This is a genomic window from Herbiconiux sp. VKM Ac-1786 (assembly GCF_015350805.1).
In the GTDB taxonomy this organism is placed as follows: Bacteria; Actinomycetota; Actinomycetes; order Actinomycetales; family Microbacteriaceae; genus Herbiconiux.
Map to the genome: position 1 here is coordinate 1,784,483 of NZ_JADKSG010000001.1, position 15,330 is coordinate 1,799,812.

Below are 15,330 nucleotides of genomic sequence, written 5' to 3' on the forward strand. Positions count from 1 at the left end.
CCGGGCCGGCCCCCGCACGGGGCCGGCCCGTCCCCGCACCGACCGCTTCACGCACGCATCGATCGCAAGGGCATCCCCGTGGACACACAACTGCACGACGTCGACACCACCGTCGCCGTCCTCTCGCTGACCGGCATCTCGAAGTCGTACTCGGGCGTCGCGGCGCTGACCGACGTCTCGCTCGAGGTGCTGCCGGGCGAGGTGCATGCGCTCCTCGGGGAGAACGGTGCCGGCAAGTCGACGCTGATGAACGTCGCCTCCGGCACCGTCCAGCCCGACGGCGGCCGCATCAGGGTCAACGGCGAGGAGATCGACGGCCTCAGCCCGGCGCTCGCCGCGAAGCTCGGCATCGCGATCGTGCACCAGCACCCGGCGGTGCTGCCCGACATGACCATCCTCGAGAACCTGCGGGTGGCGCTGCCGCCCTCGGTGTTCGAGGGCAAGGGGCCGATCGAGGAGTACGCGACCCGGCTCATCCGCGAGTCGGGCCTCACCGCCCACCTCGGCGACCGGGTCGAGACGCTCAGCGTGGCGCAGAAGCATCTGCTCGAGATCACCAAGGCGCTGGCCCTCGAGCCGCGCGTGCTGGTGCTCGACGAGCCGACGGCCCCGCTCGGGCAGGACTCGGTCGACCTGCTCTTCGCCCGGGTGCGCGAGACCGTCGCCCGCGGCACCGCGGTGGTCTACATCACCCACCGCATGGCCGAGGTGCGCCAGCTCGCCGACCGGGTGACCGTGCTCCGTGACGGACGGCTGCGCGGCATCGCCCGGGTCGACGAGGTCACCGACGACGAGCTGCTGACCATGATCGTCGGCCGGCAGATGGAGTCGACCTTCCCGCCGAAGTACACGGCGACCGAGGGCGACGAGACGAACCTCGTGCTGAGTCACCTGACGGGCGACGGCTTCGTCGACGTCTCGGCCTCCGTGCGGCGGGGCGAGATCCTCGGCATCGCGGGCGTCGTCGGCAACGGTCAGAGCGAGCTGCTCCGGGCGCTCGCCGGCCTCGACGGGTTCACCGGCCGGGTCGCGGTCGGCGGGCGCGAGCTCTCGGCCTCGCAGCTGCTCGGCCGCACCGCCTACATGCCCTCCGACCGGCACAGCGAGGGTCTGATGATGACCCTGACCGTGCGAGAGAACGCCGCCATCTCGGCCCTCAAGCGCTTCAAGCGCTGGGCGCTGGTCAGCCGTCGCGACGAGGTGACCACGGTCGGTGCGACGCTCGACTCCCTCTCGGTCAAGGCGTCGTCGATGGATGCGGTTGTCTCCTCACTCTCGGGCGGCAACCAGCAGAAGGTCGTGATGGCCCGGGCGCTGCTCTCCGAGCCGTCGATCGTGATCGCCGACGAGCCCACCCAGGGCGTGGACGTCGGGGCTCGGCTGGAGATCTACCGCATCCTCCGCGAGGTGTCGGCCTCGGGCATCCCGGTCGTCGTCGCCTCCTCGGACGCGAAGGAGCTCGAGGGCCTCTGCGACCAGGTGATCGTGATGTCGCGCGGCAACGCCGTCGGCACCCTCGCCGGCGAGGACATCACCGAGACGCGCATCGTGCAGACGGCGGTCACCTCCACCGCGCACACCGCCAACACGCAGCTGGCGACCGAGAAGGTCGCGCGCTCGACGCCGCTGCGCCGCTTCATCCAGGGCGACTACGCGCCGTCGGCGTTGCTCGTGGCCGTGATCGCGGTGCTCGGCGCCTTCATCTTCAGCCAGAACGTGCGCTACCTGTCCGACTTCAACATCTTCTCGGTGCTGATGCTCGTCAGCGCCCTCGGCTTCATCGCGCTCGGGCAGACGATCTCGCTGCTGATCGGCGGCATCGACCTCTCGGTCGGTCCGCTGGCCGGCTTCCTGGTGGTGGTCGGGTCGTTCTTCGTCAACGACGGTCAGCCGTTCGGGGTGATGGGCCTCGGCATCCTGCTGATGTTCGTGCTGGCGGTGGCGACCGGTCTCGTGAACGGCTCGCTCATCCGCTTCGGGAAGTTCACGGCCATCGCGGCGACGCTGACGCTCTACATCGCGCTGCAGGGGCTGAGCTTCCTGCTGCGCGACTCGCCCGGCGGCTACATCGCCGGATCGTTCACCGCGCTGATCACCACCCGCGTCGGGCCGGTGCCGCTGATCTTCATCGTGCTCGTCGTGTTCACGGTGCTGCTCGAGCTGGCGCTCCGGAAGCGCCGCTGGGGCTGGCGCCTGCGGGCCACCGGCTCGAACGAGGAGGCCGCGCGCCGGATCGGCGTGAACATCGACCGCACGGTGGTCTTCGCCTACGTCGCCACCTCGGTGCTCGCCTTCCTCGGCGCGATCGTGCTGATGACGCAGATCGGCGTCGGCGACCCCGCCCAGGGCGTGTCGTACACGCTCTCCAGCATCACCGCGGTGGTGCTCGGCGGCACCTCGCTGCTCGGCGGCCGCGGCACCTTCGTGGGCAGCCTGTTCGGCTCGATCCTGCTGATCCAGGTGCTCAACGCGACCACCTTCCTGGGACTGTCGCAGATGTGGCAGTACATCTTCCAGGGCGTGCTCATCCTGATCGCCGCCGTGTTCTACTCGGTCGCACGTCGGCGCCGCACGGTGCTCGTCTGATGCGCGCGGCGGTCTACCACGGCGACCACGACATCCGGGTGTCGTCCGTGCCTGCACCCTCGCGCGGTGCCGGCGAGGTGCTCCTGCGGGTCGTCCGCTCGGGCCTCTGCGGCACCGACGCCACCGAGTGGGCCGTCGGGCCCAAGGTCTTCCCGGTCGCGGTGGCCCATCGCGTCACGGGTCACACGGGCCCGATGATCCCGGGCCACGAGTTCGTCGGCGAGGTCGTCGAGGCGGATGCGGACAGCGGCTTCCAGCCCGGCGACCGCGTCGCGAGCGGGGCCGGGGTGTGGTGCGGCACCTGCGCGCGCTGCCTCGAGGGCCGCACGAACATGTGCGAGCGCTACTGGACCCTCGGGCTCAGCACCGACGGCGGCATGGCGGAGTACGTCTCGGTGCCCGCGCGGACGCTGGCGCGCATCCCCTCGGAGCTGTCGTTCGACCATGCCGCGCTCGCCCAGCCGCTCGCGGTCGGCATCCATGCCGCGCGCCGCTCGGGTGCCCGGGACGGCGACCGGGTGGTGGTCATCGGCGGCGGAGCGATCGCGTCGTTCGTGCTCGCGGGGCTGCAGCACCTGATCTCGGCGACCGTCGTGGTCGTCGAGTTCCCCGGGCCGAAGCAGGAGCGGGCACTGCGGTTCGGCGCCTCGGCCGTGCTCGCCCCGGCGCCGGTGCCCGAGCTCCTCGACGCCGTGACCTCGGCGTTCGACGGGGCGCGTCCCGACATCGTGATCGAGGCCAGTGGAGCGCCCGGGCAGCTGGCGACCGCGGTCGCCCTCGTGCGCGACGGCGGACGGGTGCTCGCGGTCGGGCTGCCCAAGGCGAAGCCGGAGCTCGACGTGCACTCGCTGGTCTTCCGCGAGGTGACTATCGACTCGAGCCTCGCCCATGTCTGCGACGCCGACCTGGGCCCGGCGCTCGAGATCCTCGCCGAGGGCGTGGTGGGGCCGGAGCTGCTCGCGGGCGTCGTGCCGCTCTCGGCCCTGCCCGAGCAGCTCGAGCTGCTCGCCGCGGGCCGCCTCGACGGCAAGGTGCTGATCGACCCCTGGGCCTGAGCGCCCCCTGAGCCTGACCGCCCGCTCGGCGGCGCACGCTAGGCTGGCCCGGACGTTCTAGGAGGCGCACATGCTGGTCGGAGATCTGCTGCTCGGATTCATCGGGCTTCTCAGCCTGGTCACGGGAGTGCTGGGCCTCGCCGCCCTCATCGCCATGGTGAAGGCCCCCTACAACAGCTAGTCGGCCCGCCGGCTCGTGCGCTCTGGCTTGCCATCCCGCCTGGAGCAGCGAGCGCCCTGGTGGCCTGGCGCCGTGGTGCCGCATTCGCGCTGCGGTGCCCTCGCTCCAGCGTGCCCGACGACGACCGTCGCGTCGAGCGACTCGTCGCGAACCACCCGCGGCGCCAGCCCCGCGGCCTCGAAGAGCGCCGACGTGAGCGGAGCCTGATCCTCGCTGGTCTCGATCAGCAGCCGCCCGCCGGGGCTCAGCCACTCCCGCGCCCCGGCGACGATCCGCCGCTGCACGTCGAGCCCGTCCCCGCCGCCGTCGAGCGCGATCCCGGCCTCGTGCAGCCGCGCCTCGGCCGGCATCGTCGCTATCGCCGCACTGGGCACATACGGCGCATTCACCACCAGCACGTCCACCCGCCCCCGCAGCCCCACCGGCAGCGCCCCGAACAGATCCCCCTGAAACACCCGCCCCGCGCCGAGGTTCCGCCGAGCACTCGCCACCGCGGCCCCGTCCACATCCGCGGCCACCACCTCGAACCCGCCCCGCCCTCCCTCGCCGTCGCCGTCGACAACCCCAAACCCGCCCCACTCTCCCTCGCCGTCGGTGTCGACCGCCCCGAACCCGCCCCGGCCAGGCCCGCCGTCGGCTCCACCACCGCGCTCGCCGTCGGCTCCACCACCGCCTGCGTCGCCGGCCTCCCCATCACGCGCCGGCCCGACCGCCCCACCGCGCCCACGCTCGCCGCCGGCCGGCACGGCCTCGAAGACGGTGTCGCCGTCGGCGTCGGTCGTGAGACGGATGCGCCCCTCCCCGTACGCCGCGATCGCCGCCCCGATGGCTCCCGACCCGCAGCACAGGTCGACCACGACGGCGCCGTCGGGCGCCTCCCGCACCGCTTCGCGCACGAGCAGCTCGGTGCGCCGCCGCGGAACGAAGACCCCCGCCTCCACGACCACCCGCAGCCCGGCGAACGCCGCCCACCCCACCAGATGCTCGAGCGGCCGTCCCGCCACGCGCTCCCGCACCAGCCGCTCGAGCTCGCCCCCGTCGCCCCCGGCCGCCTCCAGGATCACGGCCGCCTCCTCTTCGGCGAACACGCACCCCCCACCCCGCAGCGCCCCCACGACCCACCTCACCCCGTCGCCGCGCGTCGCTTCCACGCGCGCCACTCTACTCAGCCGCCCGAGAACCAAGCCTTCAGGCCCTGGTCGCCACCCGTCACGGCGCGAGGAAGCCGCGGAGCTCGTTCTCGACGTCGGTGCCGATGGCCGCCGTTCCGCCGAGGATGACGATCTTGCTCGGCTTCAGGCGCCGCAACTCGGCCGCGACAGGCGCCGGGATGGCGGACTTGGTCACGAGCAGCACGGGCGCTTCGACGCGGGCGGCCGCGGCCGACCCCGAGAGCGCGTCGGGGAAGGCTTCTCCCGACGCGATGTAGACGGTGGTGGCGGCGCGGAAGGCATCGGCCGCGATCGCGGCCGACACGGCGAAGCGATCACCGCCGGTGATGCGCCGGGTCTGGGGCTGCACCGCGGTCAGCTCGGCGAGCACGCCCGCACCGACGGCCGACGGCCCGCCCACGACGGCGATCGACTTGGGCTCCTCGAGCAGCAGCTCGGCACGCGCCGCCGGCGGCAGCGAGTCGCGCTGGGTCAGCAGCACGGTGCCGCCGAGGTGGGCGGCAGCTGCCGCGCCCGAGAGTGCGTCGGGGAAGTTCTCGCCCGACGCGACGAACGCCGTCGCGGCCGGCACGACGCCGAAGAACGATCGGGCCGCGGAGGCCGACACGACATACCGGTCGGCGCCGCCGATCCGTTCTACGACGGGAGTGACCTTGCGCAGTTCCCGGTAGACCGCATCGCTCACGGCCGCCTCGCCGCCGAGCAGGACGATGCGCTCCGGATCTAGGCGCTCCAGTTCGGCCCGAACGGCCGGCGGCAGCGCGACCCGGGTCGTGAGCAGCACGGGCCCGCCGCGGAGCCCCGCCAAGGCCGAGGCCGAGAGGGCGTCGGCGAACGTCTCTCCCGAGACGATGTAGGCCACCGGCGGCCGGAATCCGGCGGGGAAGATGTCGTTGGAGATGGCTGCCGAGACCTCGAAGCGATCGGCTCCGCCGATGCGCTGCACGCCGTCGGGAACTGCGGAGGCCGGCGCGGCCAGCCCACCGATCAGGACCAGGGCGCCGAGCCCGGCGGTCAGAGCGAAGGGGATGCGGGGCGAGGCCATGGTTCTCCGATCGGAAGCGCCGGCCCCCACGGACCGGACGCGTCCACCGTAGCGAAGAAGCGAGGATTAATCGACTACGGGAGGGCTACTGCGGGAGGGAGGACTCGATGAGGGCCACGATGGCCGGGTCGTCGGGCTCGGTGGAGGGGCGGAAGCGGTGCACCGCGCCGTCGGGGGTGACGACGAACTTCTCGAAGTTCCACTTCACCCGCCCCGCCTTGCCGTCGGCGTCGGGGGTCTTCGTGAGCTCCTGGTAGAGCGGGTGCGCCGAGCGCCCGTTGACCTTGACCTTGTCGAACATCGGGAAGGTGACCCCCCAGGTCATCGAGCAGTACTCCTTGATCTTGTCGGTGTCGCCGAGCTCCTGCAGGAACTGGTTGCTCGGGAAGCCGAGCACGGTGAAGCCGCGCGCCTCGTAGCGCTTCTGCAGCTCCTCGAGCTTCTCGTACTGCGGGGCCAGGCCGCAGCGCGACGCGACGTTCACGATCAGCTTGACGGGCGCGTAGTCGGCGAGCGTCGAGGAGGCTCCGTCGATCGTGGTGAGGGGGATGTCGTCGAGTGCCATGATCCGCATCCTACGCGCCGCCGCACCCCGCGAAGCCGAGAGCGGGACAACGACGAGAGGCGACGCAGAACACTCCCAGCGACCGCCGGAACCGCCCGCGTAGCCTGATCCGCACATGGACATCCTCATCGACCTCGTGCTGCTCCTGATCGCCCTGCTGGCCGTCGTCGGCGGCTGGCGGCGCGGCGCCCTGATGACGGCCGCGGCACTCGCCGGCATCGTCGTGGGCGCCTGGCTCACGGGCGTCGTGGCCCCGCCCGTCGTCGACTGGCTCGCGACGCAGGGCTGGAGCAGCCCTCTGCAGCGCACCCTCGCCGCGGCGGCCGTGCTCATCCTGAGCATCGCGCTCGCCTCGGCTGTGCTCACCCTGGTCGCGTCGCTCCTGCGCCGCGTGATCGGCGTCGTGAGGATCGGCCGCGGCATCGACGCGCTCGGCGGCGGCGTGCTGGGGCTCGTCACCTGGGCCGTCGTGGTCTGGCTGCTGGCCGGCTTCCTGCAGACGACGGGCATCCCGCCGGTCACCCAGGCCGTCGCCTCCTCGCGCGTGGTCGCGACGCTCGACCGCATCGCCCCCGTGCCCGCCGAGAGCGCCCTCGGCACGCTCGGCCAGGCGCTCGACGGCGCCGGCTTCCCCGAGGTCTTCGCGTTCGGCGAGGAGATCATCCCGGGCGCACCCGAGCCCGATCCCTCGGTTCCGGATGCGGTGAACCAGGCCTCGGGCGGCGTCGTCCGCATCCTGTCCTCCGCTCCCCGGTGCGGCTCCGACGCCGAAGGCAGCGGCTGGGTGGTGGCGGGTGACCGCGTCGTGACGAACGCCCACGTCGTGGCGGGTGGCGACGCGCTCACGGTGCAGCTCGGCGGACAGGGCCGCCTCTACGACGCCCGCCTCGTGGTCTTCGACCCGCAGCGCGACCTCGCCGTGCTCGACGTGCCCGGCCTGCCCGCCGACCCGCTGCCGCTCGGCACCGAGCTGGCCTCGGGCGACTCCGCCACGGTCGCGGGCTACCCCGAGAACGGCCCCTACTCCGTCATCCCGTCCCGCGTGCGCGACGTCGTCGACGCGGTCGGCCGCGACATCTACGGGGCCGACGCTGTGACCCGCGAGATCTACTCCCTCCGCTCCACCGTGCGCCCCGGCAACTCGGGCGGCCCCCTCTTCGACGACGCGGGCCGGGTCGTCGGCGTGGTCTTCGCGCGCTCCACCGTCGACGCCGAGACGGGTTACGCCCTCACCCTCGACGAGATCGCGCCGGTGCTCGCGGCGGTCGCGTCGACCGAAGAGGTGCCGTCGGGGGCCTGCGCCGCCTAGGGCGGTGAGGCGGGTGACGGATGCCCGGGCATCCGTTCACCGAGACGATGTGTACAGCGTTCACATGCTCTGCTACCGTACCCACACGACCACACGGAGGAGCCGTCGATGACCACCCTGAACCCCTACATCAACTTCCGCGGCCAGGCGAAGGAGGCGGCCGAGTTCTACCAGTCCGTCTTCGGCGGCGAGCTCGGCATCAGTACCTTCGGCGACTTCGGCATGCCCGTCGAGCCGGGCGAGGAGCACCTCGTCATGCACGCGCAGCTCACCACGGCGGGCGGGCTGGTGCTGATGCTCTCCGACACGCCGACCCACATGGAGCTGAACGTGGGCAACAACATCTCGGTGTCGCTCAGCGGGGGCCCCGGCGACAGCGACGAGCTGCACGACTGGTTCGACAAGCTGGCCGAGGGCGGCACGATCTCCGAGCCGCTGGTGGTGGCGCCGTGGGGCGACAGCTTCGGCATGCTCGTCGACCGCTTCGGCATCAACTGGCTCGTCAACATCGGCGGCGCCCCCCAGCAGTAACGGGGGCTAGCCGTTCACGGCGGCGACCGCCGCGTCGTAGCGCCCCTCGATCTCGGCGAAGCGCAGGAACCCCACCCGCTCGACGAGGATCTCGGGCGCCTGCGGGTTCGCCCGCAGCAGCGCCATGACCTCGTCGGCGAAGTCGTCGAGCGGCAGGAAGTGCGGCTCCTCGGCCTGGCCGGGCATGAGGTCGGTCTGCACGGCCGGCGGCACGAGCTCGACGACCTCGACCGAGGTCGACGCCAGCTGCAGGCGGATGGTCTCGCTGAAGCGGTGGATGAAGGCCTTCGACCCGTTGTACGTGGGCGTCGTGGCGAGCGGCACGTGCGCGAGGCCCGACGACACCGTCATCACGGTCGCGTGCGGGCGGGTCTGCAGGTGCCCGATGAAGGCGGACACGAGGCGCAGCGGCCCGACGATGTTCGTCTCGACCACGCGCAGGGCGTCGTCGAGGAAGCCGGGGTCGCGCACGTCCTCGGCGGTCATGATGCCGGCCATCGCGATGATCGCGTCGAGCTCCGGGTGGCGCTCGAGCACGGTGTCACGGGCGGCGGTGACCGAGGCGGGGTCGGTGATGTCGATGGCGACGGTATCGAAGCCGTGCTCGGCGGCGAGGCCGACGAGCAGCTCGGTGCGGCGGCCGCCGATGACGACGGTGCTGCCCGCGGCCTTCAGGCGCAGGGCGAGGGCGAGGCCGATGCCGGAGGTGGCGCCGGGGATGAAGACGGTGCTGGTTGTGATGTCCATGCCCCCACCCTGCGCGCGTCCGGCGCCGGGCGGGAGGGGAGCGCTTGTCGGGGGATCGGCGATCCCTGTCTCCGGATGCGCGCTGCGCCGATAATCGGAGGATGAACCGTGCCGCCCTCGCCGACTTCCTCCGCGCCCGCCGAACCGAGCTGCGGCCCGAGGACGTCGGCCTCTCGGCGGGTGCGCGCCGCCGGGTGGCGGGGCTGCGACGCGACGAGGTGGCGGCGCTCGCCGGCATGTCGACCGACTACTACGTGCGGCTCGAGCAGGTGCGCGGCCCGCAGCCGTCGGAGCAGATGCTCGCCGCACTGGCCCGGGCGCTCCGGCTGAGCCTGGACGAGCGGGACTACCTCTACCGCCAGGCCGGTCACACCGCGCCGGCCCGCACGCCGCTCGACACCCACGTCGCCCCGGCGCTGATGCGCGTGCTCGACCGGCTCGAGAACTCGCCGGCGCTCGTGCTGTCGAGCCTCGGCGAGACGCTGCTGCAGAACGAGCTGTCGAAGGCGCTGATGGGCGACCACTCGCGTCTCACGGGCCCGGCCCGCAGCGGGGTCTACCGGTGGTTCACCGACCCGGCCGAGCGCGAGCTCTACCCCGAGGCCGACCGGGCGCGGCAGAGCCGGGCCCAGGTCTCGGGGCTGCGGGCCGCCTACGGCGCCGCGGGCGAGCGCTCCCGCGCCGGGTCGCTCGTGCGCGAGCTGCGGGGCGTCAGCGAGGAGTTCGACGCGATCTGGCAGACGCAGGTGGTCGCGCAGCGCTTCGAGGACCACAAGACGCTGATCCACCCGGAGCTCGGCCCGATCGAGCTGGACTGCCAGGCCCTGTTCACCGAGGACCAGGGGCAGGCGCTCCTCGTGCTCACGGCGGCGCCTCGCACGGAGGCCGCGGCCAAGCTCGAGCTGCTCGCCGTGCTCGGGCGCGAGCGCTTCCCGGCGGAGTCGACCGCGCGCCCGTGAGGCGCGCGTGGCGGCGTCAGGAGGCGGCGGGCGTCGACTCCTGGGCCGCGGCGTCGGACGGAGCGCCGTCGGAGTCGGCAGGGGCGGCGGCAGCGGCGGGCGCCTCGGGCGCCGCGTGCTTCGACGACTTCTTCTGCGACTGCTTGGCGACGAGCGCCTCCTTCTCGGCCTTCAGCGACGCCACGGTCGACTCGTCGAGCCCGGGGTCGGGCAGGTCGAGGAAGGGGCTCGCGCCGCCGGTGCGGGAGTAGACGGCCGAGGCGTAGGCGATGGCGGCGGTGCGCACCTTCGCGGTCGCGCGGTCGCGCTTGCCGTGCCCGCTCTTCTTGTCCTCCAGCACCCCCTGGTGCTTCTCGAGGGCCGTGATGAGGTCTTTCAGAGCAGTCTTCGTCTTCTTCGCCATGCCCGCATTATGCCCGTCGAAGGTTAACAGGGTGCATAGTGGCCTCATGACAGCCACGGCAGCGTCACCCTCGAGTTCGACGAGCGAACCGGAACTGAAGAAGGTGATGGGCCCGAAGCTCCTGCTCCTGTTCATCATCGGCGACATCCTCGGCACCGGCATCTACGCCCTCACCGGTCAGGTCGCGGCCGAGGTGGGCGGGGCCGCCTGGCTGCCGTTCCTCATCGCGTTCGTCGTCGCGACCATCACGGCGTGCTCCTACCTCGAGCTCGTGACCAAGTACCCGCAGGCGGCCGGGGCGGCGCTGTACGCGCACAAGGCCTTCGGCATCCACTTCGTCACCTTCCTGATCTGCTTCACGGTGATGTCGTCGGGCATCACCTCGGCCTCGGCGGCCGCCGGAGCCTTCGCGAGCAACTTCGCCATCGGCTTCGGGCTCGGCGAGGGCCCGGGGCTCGCGCTGGTGATCGCGCTCGCGTTCATGATCCTGATCGCCGCGGTCAATCTCCGCGGCGTCGCGGAGAGCGTCGGCCTGAACGTCGTGCTCACGCTGGTCGAGCTGTCGGGCCTGCTGCTGGTGATCTTCATCAGCTTCTTCGCCATCTTCGGCGGCCAGGCCGACTTCTCCCGGGTGGTGGCCTTCGACACCCCCGACGACAAGAGCGTCTTCCTCGCCATCTCGACCGCGACCTCGCTCGCGTTCTTCGCGATGGTCGGCTTCGAGGACTCGGTGAACATGGCCGAGGAGACGAAGAACCCCTCGAAGATCTTCCCGAAGGTGATGCTGACCGGGCTCGGCATCACGGCCGTCATCTACATGCTGGTGTCGATCGTGGCGGTCGCCATCGTGCCCGTCGGCGAGCTGGCCGGCAACGACACCCCGCTGGTGACGGTGGTGCAGACGGCGGCCCCCGATTTCCCGATCTCGGCGCTCATCCCGTTCATCTCGCTCTTCGCGGTCGCGAACAGCGCGCTGATCAACATGATGATGGCGAGCCGCCTGCTCTACGGCATGAGCAAGCAGGGCGTGCTGCCGCCGTTCCTGTCGAAGGTGCTGCCGAAGCGCCGCACGCCCTGGGCGGCCATCCTGTTCACCACCGCCATCGCGCTGGGGCTCACCGCGTTCGTGTCGATCGATCCCGACAACCCGATCGCGGTGCTGCTGGGCGGCACGACCTCGCTGCTGCTGCTCGCGGTGTTCTCGGTGGTGAACGTGAGCGTGCTGGTGCTGCGCAAGAAGCCGGTAGACCACAAGCACTTCCGCACGCCGACGGCGCTGCCCGTGATCGGCGCGATCGCGTGCCTCTACCTCGTGCTGCCGTGGACCTCGGGGCGTCCGCCGGAGCAGTACGAGATCGCGGGCATCCTGCTCGTGCTCGGCATCGTGCTCTGGGCGATCACGTTCCTCCACCGACGCCGCAGCGGCTACGGCGGGGCGGCGGCACTCGACACCCAGGCGCTGACCGCGGTCGAGCGCGGGCCAGAGGGCGACTGACCCCGGGGCGCGTCGACCCCGAACCCACCGAGCCCGACCACGAGCAGAGCGGATGCTCTACCCCACCGCCCGCACGAACTCCCGCAGCATCGCGTCGCCGAACAGGGCGAACGACACCGCCCCGGCGTAGCGCGACTCCCGCACGGTCTCGACCGCGATCCGCGCTGCGCTGTCGGCCGGCCAGCCGTAGACCCCGGCGCTGATCGCGGGGAACACGACGGAGGCGGCGCCGAGCCCCTCGGCGACCTCGAGCGAGCGGCGGTAGGCCGACGCCAGCACCGCCGAACGGTCATCCGTCGCACTGAACACGGGGCCCACGGTGTGGATGACCCAGCGCGCCGGCAGCCGCCCCGCCGTCGTGGCGACGGCGTCACCGGGCGGGAGGCCGTCGGGGAAGCGCGTGCGCCGGAGCTCCCGGCACTCCGCGAGGATCTCGGGCCCGCCCCGGCGGTGGATCGCGCCGTCGACCCCGCCGCCGCCGAGCAGCGAGCTGTTGGCGGCGTTCACGATCGCGTCGGCCTCGACCGTGGTGATGTCGGCTCGGAGGAGGGTGATCGCCCCCGTCATGCCCCGAGGGCGCTCGGCACGGCCAGGGGGAACGGCGCCGGCAGGGCGTGCCGCTCGAGGGCGGCCTGGGCCTCGGTGAGGCTCTCGTGCTGCCCGAGCGCGTGACCCGTCACGGCGGTGGTGACGAAGAGGGTGCGGCGACGCTGCGAGACGATCCCGGCGGGCCGGCCGTGCTCGTCGACGGCGACCCACAGGTCGGGCTGCGGGCAGCGCCAGGTGAGAGCGGCCACGTCGGGCCGTGGGGCGCGGTCGGGCCCGCCGGTGGGGTCGGTCGTGAGTTCTGCGATCGTCATCGATGCCTCCAGTGCTCCGGAGCTCCGTGCCTCGTGGCATCGCTCCTCACCATCAGGACTACCCGGGGTGCGGATCGGCCGCGAGGGCTTGACGAGCAGCCGCTCGCGGTGCAGGCGGACGGGTCAGCCCTGACGCGCCTTGAAGCGCGGGTTCAGCTTGTTGATCACGAAGACGCGGCCGCGACGGCGCACGACCTGCGATCCGGGCATGGTCTTCATGGACTTGAGGGAGTTGCGGACCTTCATGTCGGTCTCCTCGACTTCTTATTGAGAATGGTTATCGATAGAGTACCACCATGAGCCCCGACCGTGTCACTCCGCCCCGTTTCCGCCCCGTGCTCGCCGTGACGCTCGTCAGCGGGGCCTCCTCGGCGGCGGTGAACGCGGTGGCTCAGCGCCTCGCCGGGCCGGGGACGTCGACGGCCGTCGCACCCGAGCAGCTGGAGTTCGCGGGCGACGACGGCGACGCCGCGGCCCTCGCCCTCGGGCTCGCCGACGCGCTCGACGCCGACGCGCGCGCCACCGGCTCCGGCCAGCGCGTCATCGCGATCGAGCCGGGCGTCGACGTGCTCGAGGCGGCGCTGATGCTCGAGCACCTGCTCGAGTCGCGCGAGCCGCACCTGATCCCGATCGCGGTGCGTGACGTGGTCGCCGTGACCACGTCGGCCGACATCGACCGCCTGCTCTTCGGATGCCCGCCCGAGCGCCCTGACGGCGGTGACGGCCGCATCCACGCGAACAACCGCAGCCACGGCGAACCGCACGACGCGGCGGAGCGCCTCGCCTCGCGCCTCGAGGCGTCCTCGCTCATCGTGCTGCACGACCTGCCGACGCGCCGGGTGCTCGCCCTGCTCGAGCGGCTGTGCCCGGCGGCGAGGGTGCTGGGGCGGGATGCACTGGACGCCGTCCACGCCGCGCCGGCCCGCCTCGAGCGGCGGCTCGTGCACCGGATCGCCGCCTCGATGGGCTGGCAGCGGGAGCTCGACCCCTCGGCGCGGGGGCGGGCATCCGGGAGCCCCGTGCAGACGCTGGTGTTCACCGACCCGCGGCCGTTCCACCCCGAGCGGCTGGCGCGCACGGTCGAGCGCTTCACGCCCGGGGAGGTGGGGCGCATCGTGCGCTCGCGAGGCCTGACGCGGCTGGCCTCACGCCCGGGCGTCGTGGGCAGCTGGTCGAGCGCGGGGGAGCTGCTCAGCCTCGACCCGACGTCGATGCCGAGCTGGCACGCGTCGGCGCCGCTCGGTCAGGAGCTCGTGTTCTTCGGCGAGGGGATGCGCGTGGAGCGGCTGATCGGCCTGCTCGACGAGGCACTGCTCGATCCCGGTGAACTGCTGGCCGGGCCGGAGCTGTGACAGCGGCTGCCCGACCCGTTCCCGAGCTGGGACGCCGGTCAGCACCATCACTAGGAGCGGAGGGTCAGACCGCCAGGAGCGACTGCAGCGCCGAGGTGAAGATGCCGAGCCCGTCGACACCCGAGCGCATGGCCACGGCCGTGTCGGGCCCGAAGCCGGCCTCGATGGCGTGCTCGGGGTGCGGCATCAGACCGACCACGTTGCCGCGCTCGTTCGAGACCCCCGCGATGTCGTTCAGCGAGCCGTTCGGGTTGACCCCCAGGTAGCGGAACGTGACGAGACCCTCGCCCTCGAGCCGCTCCAGCGTCTCGGCCGAGGCGATGTACCCGCCCTCGCCGTTCTTCAGCGGGATGGTGATCTCCTGGCCGACCTCGAACGCGTTCGTCCACGCCGTGGCGGCGTTCTCGACGCGCAGCACCTGGTCGCGGCAGATGAACGAGCCGTGGTCGTTGCGGATCAGGCCGCCGGGCAGCAGGTGCGCCTCGGTGAGCATCTGGAAGCCGTTGCAGATGCCGAGCACCGGCACGCCGCGCTCGGCGGCCGCGACGACCTCGCGCATGATCGGCGAGTGCGAGGCGATCGCGCCGCAGCGCAGGTAGTCGCCGTAGCTGAAGCCGCCGGGCAGCACGACGGCGTCGACGCCCTGCAGGTCGTGGTCGCCGTGCCAGAGCGCCACCGGCTCGGCGCCGGCGAAGCGCACCGCGCGCTGCGCGTCGCGGTCGTCGAGCGAACCGGGGAAGGTGACGACGCCGACGCGGGTCATGCCAGCGCCCCGGAGGCGGCCGCGCTGTGGGCGCCGGCCTCGTCGAGCACGGTGATGTTCACGACGTCCTCGATGACCGAGTTCGACAGCAGCTCCTCGGCGATCTCGCGCACGTCGGCGAGCACCGCGGCATCGACGTCGCCGTCGACGGTGAGCTCGAAGCGCTTGCCCACTCGCACCCCGGTGAACTCGGTCTTGCCGAGCCGCGTCAGGGCGCCGGCGACGGCCTTGCCCTGCGGGTCGAGGAGTTCGGCTTTCGGCATGACGTCGACGACGATTTTCGGCACGGCTGCTCCTCGGGGAGTGA

16 protein-coding genes and 1 pseudogene are annotated in these 15,330 nt (G+C 72.3%); 7 read left to right on the top strand and 10 right to left on the bottom strand.

All coding sequences use genetic code 11. The features are described from left to right. Nucleotides 1–78: 78 nt before the first annotated feature. Nucleotides 79–2,586, top strand: a complete 2,508-nt coding sequence (locus ITJ64_RS08815) for an ATP-binding cassette domain-containing protein (RefSeq protein ID WP_370545105.1) — start codon at nucleotides 79–81, stop codon at nucleotides 2,584–2,586. Beyond that, nucleotides 2,586–3,641 carry a zinc-binding dehydrogenase gene (locus ITJ64_RS08820; RefSeq protein ID WP_194680274.1) on the top strand — a complete coding sequence of 352 codons (1,056 nt, stop codon included), beginning with the start codon at nucleotides 2,586–2,588 and terminating at the stop codon, nucleotides 3,639–3,641. The genes ITJ64_RS08815 and ITJ64_RS08820 overlap by 1 nt, the downstream gene beginning before the upstream one ends. 921 nt (nucleotides 3,642–4,562) lie before the next feature. Here ITJ64_RS08820 and ITJ64_RS19335 read toward each other — a convergent pair. The 3 genes and pseudogenes from ITJ64_RS19335 to ITJ64_RS08835 all read right to left on the bottom strand — a co-directional run. Then, nucleotides 4,563–4,838: pseudogene (locus ITJ64_RS19335) on the bottom strand (putative protein N(5)-glutamine methyltransferase); the annotation flags it as partial. A gap of 193 nt (nucleotides 4,839–5,031) precedes the next feature. Beyond that, entirely contained in the window at nucleotides 5,032–6,039 is a 1,008-nt protein-coding gene (locus ITJ64_RS08830) for a cell wall-binding repeat-containing protein (RefSeq protein WP_194680276.1), read from the bottom strand. Between the two features lie 85 nt (nucleotides 6,040–6,124). Beyond that, nucleotides 6,125–6,604, bottom strand: a complete 480-nt coding sequence (locus ITJ64_RS08835) for a glutathione peroxidase (protein WP_194680277.1) — start codon at nucleotides 6,602–6,604, stop codon at nucleotides 6,125–6,127. A gap of 115 nt (nucleotides 6,605–6,719) precedes the next feature. On the opposite strand from ITJ64_RS08835, the gene ITJ64_RS08840 reads away from it, so the two are divergent. Both ITJ64_RS08840 and ITJ64_RS08845 read left to right on the top strand, forming a co-directional pair. After that, on the top strand, nucleotides 6,720–7,913 hold the full coding sequence (locus tag ITJ64_RS08840) for a MarP family serine protease (protein ID WP_194680278.1): 1,194 nt from the start codon (nucleotides 6,720–6,722) through the stop codon (nucleotides 7,911–7,913). A 108-nt stretch (nucleotides 7,914–8,021) separates the two neighbouring features. After that, nucleotides 8,022–8,444 carry a VOC family protein gene (locus ITJ64_RS08845; protein WP_194680279.1) on the top strand — a complete coding sequence of 141 codons (423 nt, stop codon included), beginning with the start codon at nucleotides 8,022–8,024 and terminating at the stop codon, nucleotides 8,442–8,444. Nucleotides 8,445–8,450: 6 nt separating this feature from the next. Here the strand turns inward: ITJ64_RS08845 and ITJ64_RS08850 are convergent, their stop codons facing one another. Beyond that, entirely contained in the window at nucleotides 8,451–9,191 is a 741-nt protein-coding gene (locus ITJ64_RS08850) for an SDR family oxidoreductase (protein ID WP_194680280.1), read from the bottom strand. A gap of 101 nt (nucleotides 9,192–9,292) precedes the next feature. On the opposite strand from ITJ64_RS08850, the gene ITJ64_RS08855 reads away from it, so the two are divergent. Continuing rightward, nucleotides 9,293–10,150, top strand: a complete 858-nt coding sequence (locus ITJ64_RS08855; RefSeq protein ID WP_194680281.1) for a helix-turn-helix domain-containing protein — start codon at nucleotides 9,293–9,295, stop codon at nucleotides 10,148–10,150. Nucleotides 10,151–10,166: 16 nt separating this feature from the next. Here the strand turns inward: ITJ64_RS08855 and ITJ64_RS08860 are convergent, their stop codons facing one another. Further along, nucleotides 10,167–10,553 (bottom strand): hypothetical protein, encoded by a 387-nt coding sequence (locus tag ITJ64_RS08860; RefSeq protein ID WP_194680282.1) that lies wholly within the window; start codon nucleotides 10,551–10,553, stop codon nucleotides 10,167–10,169. A 46-nt stretch (nucleotides 10,554–10,599) separates the two neighbouring features. Here ITJ64_RS08860 and ITJ64_RS08865 point away from each other — a divergent pair, with 46 nt between their 5' ends. Next, entirely contained in the window at nucleotides 10,600–12,048 is a 1,449-nt protein-coding gene (locus ITJ64_RS08865) for an APC family permease (protein ID WP_228507762.1), read from the top strand. A 57-nt stretch (nucleotides 12,049–12,105) separates the two neighbouring features. On the opposite strand, the gene ITJ64_RS08870 is transcribed toward ITJ64_RS08865, so the two are convergent. From ITJ64_RS08870 to ykgO, 3 genes are all read right to left on the bottom strand, one after another. Beyond that, nucleotides 12,106–12,615 (bottom strand): O-acetyl-ADP-ribose deacetylase, encoded by a 510-nt coding sequence (locus tag ITJ64_RS08870; RefSeq protein ID WP_194680283.1) that lies wholly within the window; start codon nucleotides 12,613–12,615, stop codon nucleotides 12,106–12,108. Further along, entirely contained in the window at nucleotides 12,612–12,908 is a 297-nt protein-coding gene (locus tag ITJ64_RS08875; protein ID WP_194680284.1) for a hypothetical protein, read from the bottom strand. The genes ITJ64_RS08870 and ITJ64_RS08875 overlap by 4 nt, the downstream gene beginning before the upstream one ends. Nucleotides 12,909–13,031: 123 nt before the next feature. Next, a complete protein-coding gene (gene ykgO, locus ITJ64_RS08880) occupies nucleotides 13,032–13,154 on the bottom strand; it encodes a type B 50S ribosomal protein L36 (protein WP_173182450.1) in 123 nt (40 codons plus the stop codon). 50 nt (nucleotides 13,155–13,204) lie between these two features. Between ykgO and ITJ64_RS08885 the strand changes: the two genes are divergently transcribed. Next, nucleotides 13,205–14,260, top strand: a complete 1,056-nt coding sequence (locus ITJ64_RS08885; protein ID WP_194680285.1) for a GTP-binding protein — start codon at nucleotides 13,205–13,207, stop codon at nucleotides 14,258–14,260. A 64-nt stretch (nucleotides 14,261–14,324) separates the two neighbouring features. Here ITJ64_RS08885 and purQ read toward each other — a convergent pair whose 3' ends face one another. Then, nucleotides 14,325–15,023 carry a phosphoribosylformylglycinamidine synthase subunit PurQ gene (gene purQ / locus ITJ64_RS08890; RefSeq protein WP_194680286.1) on the bottom strand — a complete coding sequence of 233 codons (699 nt, stop codon included), beginning with the start codon at nucleotides 15,021–15,023 and terminating at the stop codon, nucleotides 14,325–14,327. Further along, entirely contained in the window at nucleotides 15,020–15,310 is a 291-nt protein-coding gene (gene purS / locus ITJ64_RS08895) for a phosphoribosylformylglycinamidine synthase subunit PurS (protein WP_194680287.1), read from the bottom strand. The genes purQ and purS overlap by 4 nt, the downstream gene beginning before the upstream one ends. Nucleotides 15,311–15,330 lie beyond the last annotated feature (20 nt).

Bases quoted from the DNA above. Each gene is read 5' to 3' on its own strand.
- ITJ64_RS08830 (WP_194680276.1), bottom strand. From the start codon at position 6,039: ATGGCCTCGCCCCGCATCCCCTTCGCTCTGACCGCCGGGCTCGGCGCC.
- ITJ64_RS08820 (WP_194680274.1), top strand. From the start codon at position 2,586: ATGCGCGCGGCGGTCTACCACGGCGACCACGACATCCGGGTGTCGTCC.
- ITJ64_RS08850 (WP_194680280.1), bottom strand. From the start codon at position 9,191: ATGGACATCACAACCAGCACCGTCTTCATCCCCGGCGCCACCTCCGGC.
- ITJ64_RS08840 (WP_194680278.1), top strand. From the start codon at position 6,720: ATGGACATCCTCATCGACCTCGTGCTGCTCCTGATCGCCCTGCTGGCC.
- ITJ64_RS08860 (WP_194680282.1), bottom strand. From the start codon at position 10,553: ATGGCGAAGAAGACGAAGACTGCTCTGAAAGACCTCATCACGGCCCTC.
- ITJ64_RS08865 (WP_228507762.1), top strand. From the start codon at position 10,600: ATGACAGCCACGGCAGCGTCACCCTCGAGTTCGACGAGCGAACCGGAA.
- ITJ64_RS08870 (WP_194680283.1), bottom strand. From the start codon at position 12,615: ATGACGGGGGCGATCACCCTCCTCCGAGCCGACATCACCACGGTCGAG.
- ITJ64_RS08845 (WP_194680279.1), top strand. From the start codon at position 8,022: ATGACCACCCTGAACCCCTACATCAACTTCCGCGGCCAGGCGAAGGAG.
- purQ (WP_194680286.1), bottom strand. From the start codon at position 15,023: ATGACCCGCGTCGGCGTCGTCACCTTCCCCGGTTCGCTCGACGACCGC.
- ITJ64_RS08885 (WP_194680285.1), top strand. From the start codon at position 13,205: ATGAGCCCCGACCGTGTCACTCCGCCCCGTTTCCGCCCCGTGCTCGCC.
- ITJ64_RS08855 (WP_194680281.1), top strand. From the start codon at position 9,293: ATGAACCGTGCCGCCCTCGCCGACTTCCTCCGCGCCCGCCGAACCGAG.
- ITJ64_RS08875 (WP_194680284.1), bottom strand. From the start codon at position 12,908: ATGACGATCGCAGAACTCACGACCGACCCCACCGGCGGGCCCGACCGC.
- ykgO (WP_173182450.1), bottom strand. From the start codon at position 13,154: ATGAAGGTCCGCAACTCCCTCAAGTCCATGAAGACCATGCCCGGATCG.
- ITJ64_RS08835 (WP_194680277.1), bottom strand. From the start codon at position 6,604: ATGGCACTCGACGACATCCCCCTCACCACGATCGACGGAGCCTCCTCG.